A 20,178-nucleotide genomic window follows, 5' to 3' on the forward strand; every position below is an offset into this window, starting at 1 on the left:
ATCAATTTATTTTTATATCTTTATGATATCATTTTAATATCACTTAATTAATCAGATCATGAAAGAAGAAAAAATAATTGTTCCAGCAAATGGTTACTTAATGCTGTTTGTATTTTTAATACTGTTTATTGGGAGCATAGTAACTATTGTAACTATAAAAACCCCTTGGCCCGCTCTAAGTATATTCATTTCTCTTGTTATACTATTTGGGTTTGTCATGGTGCAACCAAATGGCTCAAGAGTACTTTTACTATTTGGTAAATACGTCGGAACCATTAAAAAAAATGGTTTTTATTGGGTTAATCCTTTTTATACAAAGAAGAAAATCTCTTTACGTGCTAGTAATTTTGACAGTGAACGTTTAAAGGTCAATGACAAACTGGGGAATCCTGTCATGATCTCTACAATTCTTGTATGGCGTGTCCAAAACACTTACAAAGCAGCTTTTGATGTCGACAACTATGAAAATTTTGTTCGTGTTCAAACCGATGCCGCTGTTCGCAAGCTCGCCAGTATGTATCCTTACGATAACTTCGCTGATGAAGGACATGACGAAGACATCACTTTACGATCAAGTGTCAATGAGGTTTCTGAGGCACTTGAAAAAGAAATCGACGAACGCCTATCCATTGCTGGTATCGAGGTTTTAGAAGCGCGAATAGGTTATTTGGCATATGCCCAGGAAATAGCCAATGCCATGCTTAAGCGCCAGCAAGCTACGGCTATTGTTGCCGCCAGACATAAAATTGTTGAAGGTGCTGTGAGTATGGTTGAGATGGCCATTGCAGAACTGAATAAAAACGACATTGTTGATCTTGATGAAGAACGCAAGGCTGCAATGGTAAGCAATCTTATGGTAGTACTTTGTGGAGATAAAGAGGCTGCTCCTGTTGTTAACACAGGAACTTTAAGCCATTAAATCAAAAACAACTATAAAAATGAAAGAGTATAAAGTAGTAATGCCAAAACTTGGATTGAGAAATAGAATTACCAAGTATGAAGACTTCCTGAATCAATATGCTAGAGAAGGATGGGTAGTTAAACATATTGTTCCAAATTCTTCAATGGTTATTTTTGAACGCGATAAGAACCGGTAGGATGTTTCACAGCAATAGGCCCAAACATTCAGTACCCTATACACCATTCGATATCATTATTGAATGTTTATCGATAGCACTCATTGTATTTATTTGGACACATTTGATTATTGAATTTGGTGGACTTCCAGATAGAGTACCTTCGCATTTTAATGCCGCTGGGGAAGCCGATGGATTTAGTTCAAAAGCTTTTCTATTCTTTATCCCAATAACCACAACAGTTATGTATATAGGCTTATTGGCCCTAACACGTTATCCCCATTTGCATAACTACATGGTAACAATAACCGAAGAAAATGCAACAAGACAATACCGATTTGGGGTAACCGTTTTACGTGTGGTAAATTTTTTATGTGTACTCATGTTTGCGTATATCAACTATCATATTCTAGCTGGTGCCGCAAGTAATCAAAGCAGTTTAGGAACTGGTTTTCTATTTACTGTGTTAGGCGGAAGTATTCTACTTCCCATTGTAATTATAATTTATCAAAACAAAATCAAGTGATGAAGTATTTATCCTTCTTAATCATTCATTTAACATTGTACTTGGCCTATGGTCAGGAGCAAATTATTTCAGAAGAATTAGTTTTGTACAATGACAGTATTCAACTACCTGGTACACTTACCTATTCTTCTGAAAAAAACAAGCAGCCTCTCGTAATTTTTATTCAAGGATCTGGAAACCCAGATAGAAATGGGAATCAATTAGCACAAGGAGTAAAAGCCAATTACATAAAGCAGCTTAGGGACAGCTTAAATAGTAAGCAGATTGCCTTTTACAGTTACGACAAACGCAATGTTACCCAAAGTAATATACCCTTGTTTGTTGATGACTTTAACTTTGAAATGCTAGTCGATGATGCCCTAGTCGCCATTGACAACTTTAAAAACGATTCTCGTTTTAATCAGATAGTATTAATTGGACATAGCCAAGGTTCTTTGGTTGGCATGTTGGCCTATAATAATGTTATTGATAAATATGTATCCCTTGCGGGTATTGGAGAACCAGTCAATAAAACCATTGTTCGTCAGATAAGCAATCAAAATGAGCAATTTGGTCTAATAGCCAAATCACATTTTGAAGAATTAAAAGAGACAGGAACTATCGATCAGGTTAACCCTATGCTTGCCAGTATATTTGCACCAGCAAACTTCAGCTTTTTAAAGTCCTACATGGCTTTTGATCCCTCAATTGAGATACAGAGAGTAGAGTGCCCCATTTTGATTTTGAATGGAGATAAAGATATTCAGGTTGAGATTTCGGATGCCAAAAACATTCACCATGGTAATCCCCAATCCCAATTGATAATTATTAAGAATATGAATCATGTATTAAAAACTATCGAGAAAGATTCGGATAATTTAAGCTCCTACAGCCAGGAAAACTTTCCTCTTTCTTCAGAATTAGTTACCACCTTGGTGGAATTTATTGATAAGTAAAGGATTATGGCAAAGAAAAAAGCATTTGCGCTAAGAATAAATGAAGACATGCTAAAAGCCATTGAAAAATGGGCGGCGGATGAATTTAGGAGTACCAATGGTCAAATTGAATGGATGCTAATGAAAAGTCTTAAAACGCATAAGCGGGAGCCCAAATCAAAAAAAAACGATGACTGAATTAAAGTGCCTAAGGGGGCACTTTTTTTAGTTAGAGATTTTCGTATTTTGCTTGAAATTTACATTTATGAACACCCAACCACTCTTTACCAATGATGCTATAATTTTTGGACTTTTAATGCTGGCGTTAGGTCTTGTTTTTTACACAGAATCTATTAAAACGGGATTTTGGGGTAAATTTTATAAGATAATTCCAGGTCTATTTATGGCCTACATGGTACCCGCATTATTAACTACCTCTGGCTTAATAGCCGCAGAATGGACATCAGTTTCAGAAAGTGGTGAAGTTACAGAACACAGTTCTAATCTATACTATGTAGCCAGCAGGTACCTTCTACCAGCTGCTTTAGTTCTTATGACTCTAAGCATCGATTTAAAGGCAGTATTTAACTTAGGCTGGAAGGCTTTAATCATGTTTTTCACAGGAACCTTAGGAATTGTTATTGGTGGACCAATTGCCATCCTATTAGTTTCAATGATAGCTCCTGAGGTGGTTGGTGGAGTTGGTCCTGATGCGGTCTGGCGAGGGCTATCTACTCTGGCTGGAAGTTGGATTGGTGGTGGTGCCAATCAAACAGCTATGCTTGAAATTTATGGCTACAATCAAGCAGAATATGGTAAAATGGTTTTTGTTGACATATTTGTAGCTAATGTTTGGATGGCCATTATTCTAATTGGAATTGGAAGGCGTACAGCAATTAATAAATGGCTAAAAGGTGACACCTCGTCAATTGAAGAATTAAAAGATAAAGTATCCTCTTTTTCTGAAAGTGTAAAGCGTAATCCTAGTTTGACAGACTTAATGATTTTAGCTGCTATTGCGTTCGGCTCTGTTAGTCTGGCACATCTTGGAGCTACCTATTTAGGCCCGTTTTTTGAAGCAAAGGTATCCACAATAGACTCAGCTCAAGTGCGTAACATGCTTACATTCTTAGGATCCCAGTTTTTCTGGATGATCAGTATTGCTACTATAATTGCCATTCTTTTATCTTATACTAAGATCAGAAATTATGAAGGTGCAGGAGCTAGTAAATTTGGTAGCGTTTTTATCTACATTTTAGTGGCAACCATAGGTATGAAAATCGATATAAGATCCGTTTTTGAATCTCCTGGTTTAATTGCGGTAGGAATTATATGGATGAGTATTCACGCACTGCTACTTATTCTAGTTGCCAAAATAATCAAGGCTCCTTACTTCTTTTTGGCTGTAGGAAGTCAGGCTAATGTTGGTGGAGCGGCGTCTGCTCCGGTGGTTGCATCGGCATTTCATCCATCGTTGGCGACCGTAGGAGTTTTATTGGCAGTTCTAGGTTATGCTGTTGGAACCATAGCAGCCATTGGCTGTACAATCTTAATGCAATTAGCCGCTGGAGGCTAGTTTTTCCAATATTAAAAGTTGATATTTGCCGTCAATTATTCAAGCTTGAAATTAATGTCGTATAAAAATAGATTTCTAACTTCTTTAGCATTTGCAATTGTTCTATGGTCCTGTAATGAAGAACCAAAATCTAACTTTGTTTTAAAAGGTCAAATATCAGGTCTTAAAAAGGGGGTGGTTTATCTTCAGAAAGATGGTGACTCCTCCATAATAACATTAGATTCAATGGAGGTTAAGGGGCAACCCGAATTTCTGTTGCAAACCAACCTGGAGGAACCTAGAGTATTGTACTTGAAACTCTTTAAGAATGATGGAGAGGAGAATTATGTACCATTTTTTGCCGATAAGGGTGAGATGTACCTCACCTCATCTCTAGACAATTTTAGTTTTGAAGCCACAATTACTGGTTCAAAGCAGCAAGAAATACTAGATGAATATTTAGATATGATGGCCAATTTCAATAATGCTAACCTTGACTTAATTCAGGAAACATTTCTGGCACAAAAAGATAAAGACTCTATAAAGGTTGATTCCTTACAAGTTCAAAGTGATCGTTTATTTAAACGCAAATATGCTTATACTATAAATTTTGCTCTATTGCACAAAGATTCTGAAGTAGCACCTTATCTAGCGATGTATGAAATCCCAAACACTAACATAAGGTATATAGACAGCATTTATAATAACCTTGAAAATCCTATTAAGAATTCTTTTTATGGTAAGCAACTTAAAACTGCTTTAGATGCGGCCGTCGCCGATCAATAAACCACCTCTAAGCGATTTTATTTAAGCGATCAATTAAGGCCTGCCCTTTTTCTTCAAGCTCGGCACTGATAGCCTTAAAATGAGCTTTTTTATTATCTACGTCTTTGGCACTAACCTTAGATATTAATTCATCAAATGTGGCAATGGCATCGTCATAGATGGCTTCACTTTCTTTTGATGGTTTTTTATCCAGTTCTAATAATACGACCGCATCTAGTATATCGCCAAGCACATTATTGATATCTCTTTTTAAGTCTCTTCTGTTTGCCATAACTACATATTTTGTTTAAACAAATGTAACAAAATTAGCTACTTCTAAAAGTGAAATTTTATTACCTAAACATATACCTCTAGGAGTCTTGCATTCTGAGATTGTAATACAATTTCAACGGCATTTGCCGGGACTAAGAGGGTTTCTCCTGTATTAATAACTTCAGTATATCCATTAACAGAGACAGAGGCTTCTCCAGCAACACATATGTATATAAGAAAGGAATCAAAGGTGTTTTCTTTAGTCACTGTTCCTTGTAATGGAATGACACTAGTCTTAAAGTAAGGGCATTCCACCATGGAATTAGTATGATTAGTATGGGTCTCATAGTTAACCTTAAAATCATTAGGCATATCAAAATCAATGGCCTCTATGGCCAAATCATTATGCAATTCTCGAGCTTGCCCATGGTCATCTACCCTATCCCAATCATAAACCCTGTAGGTTATATCACTAGTTTGCTGAATTTCAGCCAGCATAACCCCAGCACCAATGGCATGTACACGGCCTACTTCAATAAAATAGGTATCTCCTGGCTCAACAGGTTCAAAATTCATGATATCTGTAAGTGTCTTGTCTTCTAAATGCCTTAAATAGGTAGCCGAGTCAATCTTATCTTTGAATCCAACAATTAAATTTGAATTGTGGTCAGCTTGCATTACATACCACATCTCTGTCTTACCAAACGAATCATGACGTTGAGCTGCCAATTCATCATTGGGGTGCAGTTGAATGCTCAGATCCTCTTTTGCATCGATAAATTTTATTAATAACGGAAACTGATTTCCGAATTGTGAGTAGAGACGATCTCCCAAAGTTTGAGTCCCATACGAATCAAGTAATTCCGTTAACAATTGTCCTGCATAGGGTCCATTTGCTATGACTGAGATATCACCGTTTACTCCACTCAATTCCCAACTCTCGCCAATATTATTGGTAAAGGTTGGTTTATTTAAGACTGTTCTAAGCTTGTTGCCTCCCCAAATTTTTGGTTTTAAAATTGGGTGAAACTTAATCGGATAGTTTATAAAACTCATGAATTAATTTCCTGAATAAGTTACAAAGTTACGCGGAGTTTCATAAAGTGTGATTTCTAAATGAAACTTTGAATCGAGTTTAGCTTTGATTTTATTATAAATAACAACCGCAATATTTTCAGCAGTGGGGTTTAAATTTGCAAATTCAGGCACGTCAATATTAAGGTTCTTATGATCCAGAGCATCTTCAACCTCAGATTTAATAATATCCTTCAATATTTTAACATCAATAACATAACCAGTCTCAGGGTCTATTTCACCAGTAACACTGGCTATCAGCTCGTAATTATGGCCGTGGAAACTAGGATTGTTGCATTTACCAAAAACCGCATCATTCTTTTCAAAATCCCAGTCTTTACGGTATAATCTGTGTGCGGCGTTAAAATGTGCTTTTCTGTGAACTGTAACTCTCATGCTGATTGGTTCAATTTTGCGTAAAACTTCTCGAAAATGATCTTAAACCATTCTGTATAGAGATGTGGATTTAAGGCAATATCATCTTTGACTTCTGGCAAAGGCATCCATTTCCAACTAGCCACCTCATCAAGATTAATTTCCGGCTCATCATTGTAATTACCCAACATGACATGGTCATACTCATGTTCAGTAAGACCATTATCAAAAGGCGCCTTATAAATGAAAGATGTTGTTTCGGTAAGTTCTACTGTAAATCCCATTTCCTCCTGCAGTCTCCGTTTACCTGCTTCAATATTAGATTCCCCATCTCTTTGGTGTGAGCAACATGTATTGGTCCATAGACCAGGAGAATGGTACTTGTGCAGTGCCCGTTGTTGCAACATTAACTCACCCTTATCATTGAAAATAAAGACTGAAAACGCTCTATGTAATAAAGCCTTTTCATGAGCTTCAATTTTTTCCATTAACCCTAGTTGTATATCATTCTCATCAACTAGAATTACCATTTCTTTTTCCATGAAGCGAAATTACATCGTTAATTTTTAAAAACTTACTCCATAATCTTAAAAACCCTTAAAATTCGAAGGAAATCAACATAAATTGATTTGAAAAATCTGTCATGAGCCTAATAAAATAATATTTTTGCACCTTAATTAAAATTATGAGTTTCACGGCTGAAATCAACAGAAGACGAACCTTCGGAATTGTATCCCATCCTGATGCTGGAAAAACAACCCTTACTGAAAAATTACTACTATTCGGTGGGGCCATTCAAGAAGCAGGTGCTGTAAAAAGCAACAAAATAAAAAAAGGCGCCACGAGTGATTTCATGGAAATTGAGCGTCAACGTGGGATTTCTGTAGCAACCTCTGTATTAGCATTTGAATATAGAGGTAACAAGATTAATATCCTGGACACTCCGGGTCACAAAGATTTTGCTGAAGACACGTTTAGAACCCTTACAGCTGTAGATAGTGTTATTGTTGTAATAGACGTTGCTAAGGGAGTTGAAGAGCAAACGGAGAAACTTGTACAAGTTTGCCGTATGCGAAACATTCCCATGATTGTTTTCATCAACAAACTTGATCGTGAAGGTAAAGACGCCTTTGATCTACTTGATGAAGTTGAACAAAAATTAGGTCTTAAGGTGTCTCCCTTGAGCTTTCCTATAGGTATGGGTTATGACTTTAAGGGTATTTATAACCTATGGGAGAAGAACATTAATTTATTTACTGGTGATAGCAAGAGGGATATAGAGGAAACTATTGAAATATCAGATTTAGAAGATCCTGAATTAGATGAGTTAATAGGGGAATCTTCTGCGAACACTCTTAGAGAAGAAATTGAATTGGTATCTGGAATTTACCCAGAATTTGATAAAGTAGCCTATTCCAATGGTGAATTACAACCTGTATTCTTTGGTTCAGCTTTAAATAATTTTGGAGTTAGAGAATTACTTGATTGTTTCATTAATATAGCACCGTCACCGAGACCTAAACAAAGCGAAGAACGTTTGGTAGAGCCGACAGAAAGTAAATTCACAGGATTTGTATTTAAAATTCATGCCAACATGGATCCCAATCACAGAGACCGCTTGGCTTTTGTCAAAATTGTATCTGGTGAGTTTAAACGCAATGTCCCATATTTGCACGTACGCAACAACAAAAAATTAAAATTCTCGAGCCCTAACGCCTTTTTTGCCGAAAAGAAACAAATCGTTGAGACCTCTTATCCTGGCGATATAGTTGGTCTACATGATACGGGAAATTTTAAAATTGGTGATACCCTAACAGAGGGTGAAATTCTTCATTATAAAGGTATTCCCAGTTTTTCACCAGAACATTTTAGATATATCAACAACGCCGATCCACTGAAATCGAAACAGTTATACAAAGGTATAGACCAACTAATGGATGAAGGAGTTGCACAACTTTTCACCCTAGAAATGAATGGAAGAAAGGTAATTGGAACAGTTGGAGCCCTGCAATATGAAGTTATACAATACCGATTGGAACATGAATACGGAGCCAAATGCACCTACGAAAACTTAAATGTATACAAGGCCGCATGGGTAGAAGCTGAAGATGAAAACAGTGAGGAATTCAAAGAATTTAAGCGCGTTAAGCAGCGCTACTTAGCTCAAGATAAAGCTGGCCAATTGGTATTTCTTGCAGATTCACAATTTTCTTTACAAATGAGTGAACAAAAGTATCCTAGTCTCACTTTTCACTTAACATCAGAATTCCAATAATTTCGTTAATAATGTATTTCATCGATATTATTTGTTATTTTATCGATGTTTAATTATCTTAGTCATATAATTATGAAACTGATGAACCCCAAATCGTCATATCATGAAACCAAATACCAACTCCTACAGTAACAAAAAAATAACCGTTACTTATAGTCCTAAATGCTGTATGAATAGCGGTAAATGTGCAAAGCAATTAGCAGACGTATTTAGAACGTCTGTCATACCCTGGATTAATCTGGAAGCTGCCGAAACATCCAAAATTATTGAACAGATTAATAAGTGTCCCTCTGGAGCACTTAAATATTTGTTGCATGATAGAGATGTTGCTTAGAAACGTTACCAAGGCCTAATCTGTAGCTCCAAATTTCAAGGGATTTGTGGTTGCTCGCTAAACTATTTCTCGCAACACATCTACCTCAATTATGCTTGACCTGTCGGGCCAAAATTTAAAGGAATTGACGGTTGCTCGACAAAACTATTTCTCGCAACACATCTACCTCAATTATGCTTGACCTGTCGGGCCAAAATTTAAAGGAATTGGCGGTTGCTCGTAATCTTTGATTTCACCATGCATTTTTTCAAAACGCTTTACGTTCTCTCCCAATGCTTTAAGGAAACGTTTTGCGTGCTGCGGGGTCAAAATGATTCTTGATTTCACCTTGCTCTTGGGTGCACCCGGCATAATATTGACAAAATCAACTACAAATTCAGAAACTGAATGATTGATTATAGCAAGATTTGAATAAGTACCCTCTGCTACTTGTTCATCTAATTCAATATTAATTTGAGCTTTCTTTGGTTTATTTTGATCGTCTGACATTTTCTATTAGGATATATTTCTGAAAAGACTAAGTTAAAAAAGAAATCCCGAGACATGGTCTCGGGATTCATATATTTAAAAGTCGAATCTCTTTAATTAAAATTCATTTCTTCCTTGGCCTTCATCATTTCCTCAAACTCTTGTTTAGAACCTACGATGATATTATCGTAATCTCTAACACCTGTTCCTGCTGGAATCTTATGACCAACAATAACATTCTCTTTAAGACCTTCTAGTGTGTCAATTTTACCATTAACCGCTGCCTCATTCAACACCTTGGTAGTTTCTTGGAAAGATGCTGCTGAAATAAACGATTTGGTTTGAAGTGATGCTCTAGTAATACCTTGAAGGATTGGAGTGGCCGTAGCAGGTTGCGCATCGCGCGCCTCAACTACTTGCTTATCCTCACGTTTCAAAATAGAATTCTCATCTCTTAATTGACGTGATGATACAATCTGACCTGACTTAAGTGTTTCAGAATCACCGGCTTCAGTAACTACCTTCATTCCAAATATCTTATCATTCTCCTCAATGAAATCAGATTTGTGCACCAATTGGTTTTCTAAGAAAATAGTATCACCCGAATCTATAATTCGAACTTTACGCATCATTTGTCTCACAACAACCTCAAAGTGCTTATCATTAATTTTCACCCCTTGAAGACGGTAAACTTCCTGAACCTCATTCACCAAATATTGTTGCACCGCAGAAGGGCCTTTAATATTTAAAATATCATTTGGTGTAATGGATCCATCCGATAATGGCATTCCAGCTTTAACATAATCGTTCTCCTGAACAAGAATTTGGTTAGACAACTTGACCAAATACTTCTTCACTTCACCAAGTTTAGATTCAATGATAATCTCACGGTTTCCACGTTTGATCTTACCAAATGATACCACACCATCAATCTCACTCGTAACAGCCGGGTTAGACGGGTTCCGTGCCTCAAACAACTCTGTAACTCTAGGAAGACCACCAGTAATATCCCCTGCTTTAGCAGATTTACGTGGAATCTTAACTAATATTTTACCAACTTCAATCTTTTCACCATCGTCGATCATAATATGAGCACCAACAGGTAAGTTGTAAGATCTAACAACCTCACCTTTATTATCCTCAATGACAAGTGTTGGAATCAACTTCTTATTTCTAGATTCTGAAATGACTTTCTCTTGGAATCCAGTTTGCTCATCGATTTCTACCTGATAGGTAATACCTTGCTCGATATTTTCGTAACGTACTTTACCGGCAAACTCAGAGATAATAACACCATTATATGGATCCCATTGACAAACAACATCACCTGCTTTTAATTTAGCTCCATTCTTAACAAAGATATGTGAACCATAAGGGATATTATTAGTACTAAGTACAATACCGGTTTTAGCATCTGTAAGTTTAAGCTCCGAAGTTCTTGAGATAACAACATCAACCTCATTACCTTCGCCATCTTTTGACTTAACTGTTCTAAGGTCTTCAATTTCAGCAACTCCGTCAAACTTAACTGCCAACTTATTCTCCTCAGAAATGTTACCTGCAATACCACCCACATGGAATGTACGTAATGTTAACTGTGTACCAGGCTCACCAATAGACTGCGCAGCAACGACACCAACCGCTTCACCTCTTTGAACCATTTTACCGGTTGCCAGGTTTCTACCGTAACACTTCACACAGATACCTTTCTTAGCTTCACAAGTTAATGGTGAACGTACCTCGATACTTTCAATTGGAGAATCTCCTATTTTCTTGGCAATTTCATCATTAATATGTCCATTAGCCTCAACAAGTAGCTCCTCCGTTAATGGATGATAAACATCATTAAGTGATGTTCTACCAACAATTCGTTCTGCTAGTCCTTCAACAACCTCATCATTTTTCTTAAGCGCAGAAACTTCAATTCCTCTAAGGGTACCACAGTCTTCTTCGTAAACAATAACATCTTGAGACACATCTACCAAACGACGTGTTAGGTAACCAGCATCAGCCGTTTTTAAAGCTGTATCGGCAAGACCTTTACGCGCACCGTGAGTTGAGATGAAGTATTCAAGAATTGATAGGCCTTCTTTAAAGTTAGAAAGAATTGGATTCTCAATAATCTCTCCTCCACCAGCATTGGATTTTTTAGGTTTAGCCATTAACCCACGCATACCGGTAAGCTGTCTAATTTGTTCTTTAGAACCACGAGCTCCAGAATCAAGCATCATAAATACCGAGTTGAATCCTTGCTGATCCTCGCGGATACGCTTCATGGATAATTCTGTTAACTCGGCATTGGTAGAAGTCCATATATCGATAACCTGATTATACCGCTCATTGTTAGTAATAAGACCCATGTTATAGTTGGCCATAATACCGTCAACTTGCTTATTGGCAGCATCAATCATTCCATGCTTTTCTTCAGGAATAATAATATCCCCTAAACTGAATGATAATCCACCTTGGAAGGCAAATTTATATCCTAAAGTCTTGATCTCATCTAAGAACTCAGCAGTCTCTGGAACACTAGTTACCTTAAGGATATTACCAATAATATCCCTTAAAGATTTTTTAGTTAAAACCTGATTGATATAACCAGCAGCCTCAGGGACTGTTTCGTTAAATAATACCCTACCAACAGTTGTTTCTATCAACTGTCTAGTCAATTCTCCTTCCTCATTAAAGTCCATAACACGAACCTTAATTCCAGCATTCAAATCCACTTGCTTTTCGTTATAAGCAATTGTTACCTCTTCTGGAGAATAGAATGTTAATCCTTCACCTTTTATTGGTACTTCAGGCGTAGATTTTCTGTGCTTGGTCATATAATATAAACCAAGAACCATATCCTGAGATGGGACGGTCACTGGTGAACCATTTGCAGGGTTAAGAATATTATGTGACGCCAACATCAACAATTGCGCCTCAAGAATAGCCTCTGGACCTAATGGTAAATGCACCGCCATTTGATCACCATCAAAGTCGGCATTAAAGGCCGTACATACTAATGGGTGTAACTGAATAGCTTTACCTTCAATAAGTTTTGGTTGGAATGCCTGAATACCTAATCTGTGAAGTGTTGGAGCACGGTTCAATAAGACTGGATGCCCTTTTAAAACATTCTCTAAGATATCCCAAACTACAGGCTCTTTTCTATCAATAATCTTTTTAGCTGATTTTACTGTCTTTACAATACCACGCTCAATAAGCTTTCTAATGATAAATGGTTTGTATAACTCAGCAGCCATATCTTTTGGAAGACCACATTCAAATAACTTCAATTCAGGTCCAACGACAATAACCGAACGAGCAGAGTAATCCACACGTTTACCTAACAAGTTTTGACGGAAACGTCCTTGTTTACCTTTTAATGAATCTGAAAGCGATTTTAATGGTCTGTTTGAATCTGTTTTTACAGCTGAAGACTTTCGCGTGTTATCAAACAGCGAGTCTACAGATTCCTGAAGCATACGCTTTTCATTACGCAGGATTACCTCAGGTGCTTTAATTTCAACTAATCTTTTTAGACGGTTGTTTCTAATAATCACACGACGATATAAGTCATTCAAATCAGAAGTTGCAAAACGCCCACCATCTAAAGGTACTAATGGTCTTAATTCTGGTGGGATCACCGGAATGGCCTTCATAACCATCCACTCTGGCTTATTTTCACGATTCTCATTTGACTCTCTAAAGGCTTCCACCACTTGTAAACGTTTTAACGCTTCGGTTTTACGCTGCTTAGAGGTTTCATTATTTGCTTTGTGTCTTAAATCAAAAGACAACTGATCTAAATCAATTCTAGCAAGAATATCAATCAAACATTCAGCGCCCATTTTTGCGATGAACTTATTTGGATCTGTATCCTCTAAGTATTGGTTTTCCTGTGGAAGTGCCTCCAAAATATTCAGGTACTCTTCCTCAGTAAGGAAATCCATTTTTTGCACTGGTTCACCTTCGGCATTAACTGCATTACCTGGTTGAATTACTACGTAACGTTCGTAGTAAATAATCATATCTAATTTCTTAGACGGTAACCCTAGTAAATAACCAATTTTATTTGGAAGGGAACGGAAATACCAGATATGAGCAACAGGAACTACAAGGTTTATGTGACCAACGCGATCTCTTCTTACCTTCTTCTCTGTAACCTCTACACCACAACGGTCACAAACGATACCTTTATATCTGATTCTTTTATATTTTCCACAAGCACATTCAAAATCCTTTACAGGACCAAAAATGCGTTCACAGAACAAACCATCGCGCTCAGGTTTGTGAGTACGATAATTGATTGTTTCTGGCTTTAAGACTTCACCACGTGATGCTGCCAAAACAGATTCTGGTGATGCTAATCCTATAGAAATCTTATTAAATTTCTGAACTGTATTCTTATCTTGTTTTCTTGCCATGTTGTTTTATAGTATTCAGTGTTTAGCTTTCAGTTTGTAGTTAGCAACTACTGTCTGATTACTGTAAACTATTTTATTATTCTTCTAATCTAATATCTAGTCCTAATCCTTTTAATTCATGCATTAATACATTGAACGACTCAGGTAGTCCAGGTTCTGGCATTGGCTCACCTTTTACGATTGCCTCGTAAGTTTTAGCTCTACCAATTACGTCATCTGATTTTACAGTTAGGATCTCTCTCAAGGTACTTGATGCACCATAGGCCTCAAGCGCCCATACCTCCATTTCACCAAATCGCTGACCACCAAATTGTGCTTTACCACCAAGTGGTTGTTGCGTAATTAATGAGTAAGGGCCAATTGAACGAGCATGCATTTTATCATCGATCATATGACCAAGCTTGATCATATAAATCACACCAACTGTAGCTGGTTGATCAAAACGTTCACCTGTTCCTCCATCATACAGATAAGTATGACCAAATTGTGGCACATTAGCATCAGACGTAAATCCATTGATCTGTTCTAAGGTTGCACCATCAAAGATTGGGGTAGCAAAAGTCTTATTCAACTTCTGACCTGCCCATCCTAGAACAGTTTCATAGATCTGACCAATATTCATACGAGATGGTACACCTAATGGATTCAATACAATATCTACCGGAGTCCCATCTTCCAAGAATGGCATGTCCTCTTCTCTTACGATACGAGCAACAATACCTTTGTTACCATGGCGTCCTGCCATCTTATCCCCTACTTTAAGCTTACGTTTCTTAGCAATGTAAACTTTAGCAAGTTTAATGATTCCAGCCGGAAGCTCATCCCCTACAGAGATGGTAAACTTCTCACGTCGTAATGATCCTTGAAGATCGTTTTCTTTAATCTTATAGTTATGGATCAAATCAGCAACAAGCTCATTAGTATGATTATCAGTGGTCCATTTTCCTCCTGTTAAGTGCGTATAATCATCAACAGCATTTAACATTTTTAAGGTATACTTTTTACCTTTTGGAATAATCTCCTCACCAAGGTCATTATAAATTCCTTGAGCTGTCTTTCCATTTACAATAGCAAAGAGCTTTTCTACAAGAACATTTTGAAGATCATCAAAACGCTTGTCATAAGCATTTTCTAGTGCTTCAATATCTTCTTTATCCTGAGCTCTCTTACGTTTATCTTTTATGGCTCTTGCAAAAAGTTTCTTGTCGATAACCACACCATTTAATGATGGAGAGGCTTTCAAGGAAGCATCCTTTACATCACCTGCTTTGTCACCAAAGATGGCGCGTAATAGTTTTTCTTCTGGTGTTGGATCAGATTCTCCTTTAGGAGTAATCTTTCCAATAAGAATGTCTCCAGGCTTGATTTCAGCACCGACTCTAATCATACCATTTTCATCAAGGTCTTTAGTAGCCTCTTCAGAAACGTTTGGTATATCATTCGTTAATTCTTCATTACCAAGTTTTGTATCCCTTACTTCTAATGAATACTCATCTATATGTATCGATGTAAATACGTCATCACGAACAACTTTCTCAGAAATCACGATCGCATCCTCAAAGTTATACCCTTTCCAAGGCATAAAGGCCACTTTCATGTTTCTACCAAGCGCCAATTCTCCGTTTTGAGTTGCATAACCCTCACAAAGAACCTGACCTTTAGCCACCTTATCACCTTTTTGAACAATAGGCTTTAAGTTGATTGAGGTTCCCTGGTTAGTTTTTCTAAACTTCACAAGAGGGTATTCTTTGGTTTCACTATCAAAGCTTACCATAGCCTCCTCATCAGTTCTATCGTACTTGATTATAATCTTATCAGCATCAACGTACTCTACAGTACCGTTTCCTTCAGCGTTGATCAACACTCTAGAATCAGATGCTACCTGTCTTTCAAGTCCTGTACCAACAATTGGTGCTTCAGGACGTAAAAGTGGAACTGCCTGACGCATCATATTTGAGCCCATTAAAGCACGGTTCGCATCATCGTGCTCCAAGAATGGAATTAAAGACGCCGAAATTGATGCAATCTGGTTTGGTGCAACATCCGTGTAGTTGACATTTGATGGATCGATGACTGGAAAATCACCTTCCTGACGGGAGATAATTTTATCTTCTACAATCTTACCTATTTTATCTACTTCAATGTTGGCTTGTGCAATCAACATATCCTCTTCCTCCTCCGCACTTAGATATGTAGGAGCATTTTTAATGTCTACAACACCTTCTTCTACTTTACGATACGGAGTCTCAATGAAGCCCATATTATTCACCTTAGCATAAACTGCCAATGATGAAATAAGACCAATATTCGGACCTTCTGGAGTTTCAATTGGACATAAACGTCCGTAGTGTGTGTAGTGAACGTCTCGAACCTCGAAACCTGCTCTTTCTCTTGAAAGGCCACCAGGTCCTAAGGCTGAAAGACGTCGTTTATGAGTAATCTCTGCTAATGGATTGGTTTGATCCATAAACTGAGATAACTGGTTTGTTCCAAAGAATGAATTAATTACCGATGATAATGTTTTGGCATTGATCAAATCAATTGGTGTAAACACCTCATTATCACGAACATTCATACGCTCACGAATGGTACGCGCCATACGTGCTAAACCAACACCAAACTGAGACGACAATTGTTCGCCTACCGTTCTAACTCTTCGGTTTGATAAGTGATCAATATCATCAATCTCTGCCTTAGAATTAATTAATTCAATTAAATATTTAATAATGGTTATGATATCTTCTTTGGTAAGCACTTGCTTGTCCATTCCAATATCTAAACCAAGTTTTTTATTCATTCTATAACGACCAACTTCGCCTAGAGAGTAACGCTGATCACTGAAGAATAACTTATCAATAATTCCTCGCGCTGTTTCCTCATCTGGCGGCTCAGCATTTCGAAGTTGTCTGTAGATATGCTCTACCGCTTCCTTCTCTGAGTTGGTTGGATCTTTTTGAAGGGTGTTATGGATAATTGCATAATCACCTTGTTGAGACGTTTCCTTATGTAAAAGAATGGTCTTAACTCCTGCTTCAAGAATTTCCTCAATATTTTCCTTATCAATTACTGTGTCACGATCTAGAACAATCTCGTTACGCTCAATAGATACAACTTCACCCGTATCTTCATCAACGAAATCTTCATGCCATGTGTTAAGAACACGAGCAGCTAATTTTCTACCTATAACCTTCTTAAGACCAGTCTTAGTTACTTTAACTTCCTCTGCCAAATCAAAAATCTCGAGGATATCTTTATCTCTTTCAAATCCGATGGCTCTAAAAAGTGTCGTAACAGGTAGCTTTTTCTTTCTATCGATGTAAGCGTACATTACGCTATTGATATCTGTAGCAAATTCAATCCAAGATCCTTTAAATGGAATTACTCTGGCCGAATATAATTTAGTTCCATTTGCATGGAACGACTGGCTAAAGAATACACCTGGAGATCTGTGTAACTGAGACACAACAACACGCTCTGCACCGTTAATGCAAAATGTTCCACTAGGTGTCATATATGGAATGGTACCTAGATAAACATCCTGTACTATGGTTTCAAAATCTTCGTGTTCTGGATCCGTACAATACAGTTTTAATCGTGCCTTCAAGGGCACACTGTAAGTAAGACCTCTCTCAATACATTCTTCGATAGTGTATCGAGGTGGATCGATAAAATAATCAAGAAATTCCAAAACAAACTGATTTCTTGTATCAGTAATTGGAAAGTTCTCCATGAAGGTTTGGAAAAGTCCTTCATTCTCTCGGTGGTCTGATTTTGTTTCCAACTGGAAAAAGTCCTGGAAGGACTTGATTTGAATATCCAGAAAATCAGGATATTCAGTTCTATTAATAATAGAAGAGAAATTTAATCTTTCAGCTTTTTGTGCTAACATCGATGAACGAATTTTTGATTAAAACAATAAAAACGTGTACATAATTCCTATATACACAAAAGGGTCTAGGAGTTACCTCGATTCTTTTGCGAGGTAACCCTAAACCATATTCTGTAGGTATGTGTTAAGCTTACTTAAGCTCAACTTCAGCTCCTGCTTCTTCTAATGAAGATTTTAATCCTTCAGCTTCATCTTTAGAAACACCTTCTTTGATAGCGCTTGGTGCGTCATCAACTAGAGCTTTTGCATCTTTTAATCCTAAACCAGTTAATTCCTTAACTAATTTTACTACTGCTAATTTAGATCCTCCTGGAGCTTTAAGAATTACATCAAATTCTGTTTGCTCTTCAGCGGCTTCTCCACCACCAGCAGCACCGCCACCAGCAGCTACAGCTACTGCAGCAGCAGCAGGCTCGATACCATATTCTTCTTTTAAAATATCTGCTAATTCGTTAACCTCCTTAACAGTTAAATTAACTAATTGTTCTGCGAAATCTTTTAAATCTGCCATTTTTCTATCGTTTTATAAAGTGTGTGTGTTTATTTAAATTTTTATCCTTCCTTTTCAGAAAGTGTTTTAATAATACCCGCTAATTTTCCACCTCCAGATTGAAGTGCTGAAATAACATTCTTAGCAGGCGATTGTAATAATCCAATGATCTCTCCAAGAAGTTCTTCTTTAGATTTGATATCTACTAGAGCGTCTAATTGTTCATCTCCTATGTAGATTGATTCTTCTATAAAAGCACCTTTAAGTAGAGGTCTCTCAGATTTTTTACGGAATGCCTTAATTACTTTAGCAGGTGCATTACCTGTCTCAGAATACATTACCGAAGTATTACCTTTAAGAGTTGTTGGTAAGTCACCGAAATCCTTTTCAGAGGCTTCCATAGCCTTTTCTAAAAGGGTATTCTTTACCACTGCCAAACTAACGTTGGCTTTGAAACAAGCACGTCTTAAGTTTGTAGTGTCAACCGCATTTAATCCAGAGATATCTGTCAAATAGATATTTGTATTATCTGCTAACTGTGCAGTCAACTCTTCAATTACCAATGATTTTTCTTCTCTTGTCATTTTTAATAAAGTTTACTACGAGTTAATTTTTGGATCAATTGCAATACTAGGACTCATAGTACTCGATAAGAAGATACTCTTAACATAAGTTCCTTTAGCCGCAGTCGGCTTCAACTTCATTAAGGTAGAAAGTAGTTCATTAGCATTACCTACTAGCTTTTCAGCAGTAAAAGATGCTTTTCCAATTGGAGCATGAACAATTCCTGTTTTATCAACTTTAAAGTCTATTTTACCAGCTTTAACTTCTTTAACCGCTTTAGCGACATCCATCGTTACAGTACCAGTTTTAGGGTTAGGCATTAAACCTCTAGGACCTAAAATTCTTCCTAAAGGACCTAATTTACCCATGATACTTGGCATGGTTACGATAACGTCTACATCGGTCCAACCGTCTTTAATTTTCTGAAGATACTCGTCTAATCCCACATAATCAGCTCCCGCTTCTTTAGCGTCGGCTTCTTTATCTGGAGTTACTAAGGCTAATACCTTCATATCTTTACCTGTTCCGTGAGGTAGTGAAACTACTCCACGTACCATTTGATTAGCTTTTCTTGGATCCACACCTAATCTTACGGCGATATCCACAGATGCATCAAACTTTGTATAGGTAATTTCTTTAAGTAAAGAAGATGCTTCTTCTAACGAATAAAGCTTGTTCTTATCTACTTTACTTCTAGCTTCCTTTTGTTTTTTTGTTACTCTTGCCATTTCAAAAAAATTATTTTGGAGCTTCTCCTCCTCTTACAGTGATACCCATCGATCTTGCAGTACCTGCAACCATTTTCATTGCAGATTCTACAGTAAATGCATTTAAATCCTGCATTTTGTCCTCAGCAATAGTCTTTACTTGATCCCAAGTGACTTTTGCAACTTTTTTTCGGTTTGGTTCACCAGATCCCTTCTTTACTTTGGCCGCTTCTAATAATTGTACTGCTGCTGGTGGGGTCTTGATCACGAATTCAAAAGACTTGTCTTTGTAAACTGAGATCACCACAGGTAAAACTTTACCTGGTTTATCCTGGGTTCTTGCATTAAACTGCTTACAGAACTCCATGATATTAACTCCAGCGGCACCTAAAGCGGGTCCAACCGGTGGCGAAGGATTCGCTGCACCTCCCCGAACTTGTAACTTAACTACTTTGTCTAGTTCTTTTGCCATTTTAAA

20 protein-coding genes are annotated in these 20,178 nt (G+C 37.2%); 9 read left to right on the top strand and 11 right to left on the bottom strand.

The genetic code is table 11. The features are described 5' to 3' along the window. Positions 1–58: 58 nt before the first annotated feature. From DN064_RS05405 to DN064_RS05435, 7 genes are all read left to right on the top strand, one after another. Positions 59–919 (top strand): SPFH domain-containing protein, encoded by an 861-nt coding sequence (locus DN064_RS05405; RefSeq protein ID WP_115461609.1) that lies wholly within the window; start codon positions 59–61, stop codon positions 917–919. Between the two features lie 19 nt (positions 920–938). Beyond that, positions 939–1,097 carry a DUF4177 domain-containing protein gene (locus DN064_RS05410; protein ID WP_115461610.1) on the top strand — a complete coding sequence of 53 codons (159 nt, stop codon included), beginning with the start codon at positions 939–941 and terminating at the stop codon, positions 1,095–1,097. A gap of 1 nt (position 1,098) precedes the next feature. Then, complete coding sequence (locus DN064_RS05415; protein WP_115461611.1) at positions 1,099–1,602, top strand: DUF1648 domain-containing protein; 504 nt, start codon at positions 1,099–1,101, stop codon at positions 1,600–1,602. Then, positions 1,602–2,537 (top strand): alpha/beta hydrolase family protein, encoded by a 936-nt coding sequence (locus DN064_RS05420; protein WP_115461612.1) that lies wholly within the window; start codon positions 1,602–1,604, stop codon positions 2,535–2,537. The genes DN064_RS05415 and DN064_RS05420 overlap by 1 nt, the downstream gene beginning before the upstream one ends. A gap of 6 nt (positions 2,538–2,543) precedes the next feature. Continuing rightward, positions 2,544–2,714, top strand: a complete 171-nt coding sequence (locus DN064_RS05425) for an Arc family DNA binding domain-containing protein (protein WP_115461613.1) — start codon at positions 2,544–2,546, stop codon at positions 2,712–2,714. Between the two features lie 67 nt (positions 2,715–2,781). Then, complete coding sequence (locus tag DN064_RS05430; protein WP_115461614.1) at positions 2,782–4,092, top strand: DUF819 family protein; 1,311 nt, start codon at positions 2,782–2,784, stop codon at positions 4,090–4,092. A 54-nt stretch (positions 4,093–4,146) separates the two neighbouring features. After that, positions 4,147–4,857, top strand: a complete 711-nt coding sequence (locus DN064_RS05435; RefSeq protein ID WP_115461615.1) for a DUF4369 domain-containing protein — start codon at positions 4,147–4,149, stop codon at positions 4,855–4,857. Between the two features lie 7 nt (positions 4,858–4,864). On the opposite strand, the gene DN064_RS05440 is transcribed toward DN064_RS05435, so the two are convergent. The 4 genes from DN064_RS05440 to idi all read right to left on the bottom strand — a co-directional run bounded on the left by DN064_RS05440 (position 4,865) and on the right by idi (position 7,100). Next, complete coding sequence (locus DN064_RS05440) at positions 4,865–5,128, bottom strand: hypothetical protein (protein ID WP_115461616.1); 264 nt, start codon at positions 5,126–5,128, stop codon at positions 4,865–4,867. A 65-nt stretch (positions 5,129–5,193) separates the two neighbouring features. Continuing rightward, positions 5,194–6,165, bottom strand: a complete 972-nt coding sequence (locus tag DN064_RS05445) for a type I phosphomannose isomerase catalytic subunit (RefSeq protein WP_115461617.1) — start codon at positions 6,163–6,165, stop codon at positions 5,194–5,196. 3 nt (positions 6,166–6,168) lie between these two features. Beyond that, entirely contained in the window at positions 6,169–6,579 is a 411-nt protein-coding gene (locus DN064_RS05450) for a 6-pyruvoyl trahydropterin synthase family protein (RefSeq protein ID WP_115461618.1), read from the bottom strand. After that, entirely contained in the window at positions 6,576–7,100 is a 525-nt protein-coding gene (gene idi / locus DN064_RS05455) for an isopentenyl-diphosphate Delta-isomerase (RefSeq protein WP_115461619.1), read from the bottom strand. Before idi ends, DN064_RS05450 begins: the two co-directional genes overlap by 4 nt. Before the next feature lie 143 nt (positions 7,101–7,243). Between idi and DN064_RS05460 the strand changes: the two genes are divergently transcribed. Continuing rightward, positions 7,244–8,833 carry a peptide chain release factor 3 gene (locus DN064_RS05460; RefSeq protein ID WP_115461620.1) on the top strand — a complete coding sequence of 530 codons (1,590 nt, stop codon included), beginning with the start codon at positions 7,244–7,246 and terminating at the stop codon, positions 8,831–8,833. 103 nt (positions 8,834–8,936) lie between these two features. After that, positions 8,937–9,167 (top strand): (4Fe-4S)-binding protein, encoded by a 231-nt coding sequence (locus DN064_RS05465; protein ID WP_115461621.1) that lies wholly within the window; start codon positions 8,937–8,939, stop codon positions 9,165–9,167. A 171-nt stretch (positions 9,168–9,338) separates the two neighbouring features. Here the strand turns inward: DN064_RS05465 and DN064_RS05470 are convergent, their stop codons facing one another. From DN064_RS05470 to rplK, 7 genes are all read right to left on the bottom strand, one after another. Further along, complete coding sequence (locus tag DN064_RS05470; RefSeq protein ID WP_115461622.1) at positions 9,339–9,656, bottom strand: DUF3467 domain-containing protein; 318 nt, start codon at positions 9,654–9,656, stop codon at positions 9,339–9,341. A gap of 92 nt (positions 9,657–9,748) precedes the next feature. Beyond that, the gene (gene rpoC, locus DN064_RS05475) at positions 9,749–14,050 is read right to left on the bottom strand and encodes a DNA-directed RNA polymerase subunit beta' (protein WP_115461623.1); all 4,302 of its coding nucleotides are present in this window, start codon (positions 14,048–14,050) and stop codon (positions 9,749–9,751) included. 76 nt (positions 14,051–14,126) lie between these two features. Then, positions 14,127–17,939, bottom strand: coding sequence for a DNA-directed RNA polymerase subunit beta (gene rpoB, locus DN064_RS05480; RefSeq protein WP_115461624.1), 3,813 nt, complete (start codon positions 17,937–17,939; stop codon positions 14,127–14,129). Between the two features lie 130 nt (positions 17,940–18,069). After that, a complete protein-coding gene (gene rplL / locus DN064_RS05485; protein WP_115461625.1) occupies positions 18,070–18,450 on the bottom strand; it encodes a 50S ribosomal protein L7/L12 in 381 nt (126 codons plus the stop codon). 41 nt (positions 18,451–18,491) lie between these two features. Then, positions 18,492–19,013: a 50S ribosomal protein L10 gene (gene rplJ, locus DN064_RS05490; protein ID WP_115461626.1), complete on the bottom strand. Its 522-nt coding sequence runs from the start codon at positions 19,011–19,013 to the stop codon at positions 18,492–18,494. Between the two features lie 15 nt (positions 19,014–19,028). Beyond that, positions 19,029–19,721 carry a 50S ribosomal protein L1 gene (gene rplA, locus DN064_RS05495; RefSeq protein ID WP_115461627.1) on the bottom strand — a complete coding sequence of 231 codons (693 nt, stop codon included), beginning with the start codon at positions 19,719–19,721 and terminating at the stop codon, positions 19,029–19,031. A gap of 10 nt (positions 19,722–19,731) precedes the next feature. Next, positions 19,732–20,172, bottom strand: a complete 441-nt coding sequence (gene rplK / locus DN064_RS05500) for a 50S ribosomal protein L11 (RefSeq protein ID WP_115461628.1) — start codon at positions 20,170–20,172, stop codon at positions 19,732–19,734. Between the last annotated feature and the right edge of the window lie 6 nt (positions 20,173–20,178).

It is taken from the genome of Winogradskyella aurantiaca, from assembly GCF_003362725.1.
Classification (GTDB): Bacteria; Bacteroidota; Bacteroidia; order Flavobacteriales; family Flavobacteriaceae; genus Winogradskyella_A; species Winogradskyella_A aurantiaca.